This window comes from Shewanella sp. SG44-6, assembly GCF_014164185.1.
In the GTDB taxonomy this organism is placed as follows: domain Bacteria; phylum Pseudomonadota; class Gammaproteobacteria; order Enterobacterales; family Shewanellaceae; genus Shewanella; species Shewanella vesiculosa.
This window is the reverse complement of record NZ_JACJER010000277.1, coordinates 1-1,405: the sequence shown is the minus strand read 5'-3', so window position 1 is coordinate 1,405 and position 1,405 is coordinate 1. Positions and strand designations below refer to the sequence as shown.

At 43.2% G+C, this 1,405-nt stretch carries 1 protein-coding gene; it reads right to left on the bottom strand.

Annotation, left to right across the window (positions count from 1 at the left end):
- Nucleotides 1-406: 406 nt before the first annotated feature.
- A complete protein-coding gene (locus H5185_RS22150; RefSeq protein ID WP_182743318.1) occupies nt 407-1,114 on the bottom strand; it encodes a hypothetical protein in 708 nt (235 codons plus the stop codon).
- Between the last annotated feature and the right edge of the window lie 291 nt (nt 1,115-1,405).

Below are 1,405 nucleotides of genomic sequence, written 5' to 3'. Positions count from 1 at the left end.
CTTTATAAAAGAATGCGTGAGCTGGCCATGGATGGCCCGCTAGCTTTCGCGGTACAGGATGTACCATCGGAAGCGTTAGCATTTTCGAATAAGGCTGAGGCAGAAGTCAAGTGCGGTCAAAAGCTAGATCAATCCCCATGGCGACCTTTTCGCAGCTGTTGTTTTGTAAATCGCGAAAATGTTGCGGGGCGGCTGGGAGCTCCAAGAGGGAATAGCCGTTGATTTCCTCTTGGTCTGGTGTGGGCGAAGCGTCACGACGTTGGTGGCCGCAGGTCATAGCCTAACCAACTTTGGGGCAAAAACGTGTTCCGCCCCAAACCCACTTTTGGGCAGAAGTGAGTCGGAGCCAAGGAACTAAAGGCAAGTGGGGTGATTAGTAAATGTACGGAGTTCGGGCATGCGCTTGCTAGCCTCCATATACGGCCGCTAATATTAAGGCTATTACTATTCCCGCAATAAGCCATTTACCTTTACTACTGCCTTTTGAATCATTTAAAGGATTAGGTAATTGTGCTGGAGAAGATCCAAGTTCATTGATACTTTTCATGAACTCTCGGTCTCGATTCATTCTTTTAGCTTTAAGTTTCCCTTCATACTCGCGCCAAATATCATTATGCATTTCGTGTAGGGTTATGTGCTCTTCTGGCTCTCCCCAAAGCTCAGAAAGCCACTTTACATCAGTCTTGTTTAGTAATTCCAATTTTTTATAACCCAGGGATTGATATGAAAATGGAAGTCCTTTCAATTTCTTCCCCGGGACAGATTCAACTACATTGTAACCGGGCTCTTTCAATACATCGGAATAGGGTATTGAAAATGAATTGATTGCTGCCAGCCAATATAAAAGCGCTAACTCTTCGTCATATTTAATTTTTTGTTTACGCTTGTCACGAATCAGGGCTCTCGAGGCAATTGCGGCCTCTCTAAAGGATGCAGGCAATGGCAAGTTTGCTATAGCTAGTGCCAGACGTTTTTCAGGCTCGCCCCTCAGTTTCTTTATACGATCAGCCCAAAATTCACCTGTTTGTAGCTCATCTCTATGGCGCGACCAGAAATCTAAAGCATGTTCCTCTGCGTCTAAATCTGTTTCAGTTTTATGCCATGATTCAGTCATCGAGATTCCCTTAAAGGCTAACGTCTTAGTATTTGTGCGTTGCGAATTTAACAAACCTATTATTTAAGCTTCGCTAAAGCAAAGCTATTGATTAATAAGCACTCTACCAGAGTGATGCTGAATAAACGAGCATGAAAAATTGAAAAGTGAGCATTGATAGTGGTGTCTTATCTAAAGTAATAAGTGACTTAATAATTAGCAAAAGTAGGTTAACTGGCTTGTTACTGTTCTGTGTTGCTTATTGTCTGTAACTCACAATGGGGGCAAACCGAAGCATAGGTATGTCCATAG

Coding starts and splice junctions, on each gene's coding strand:
- H5185_RS22150 (WP_182743318.1), bottom strand. CDS start 1,114: ATGACTGAATCATGGCATAAAACTGAAACAGATTTAGACGCAGAGGAA.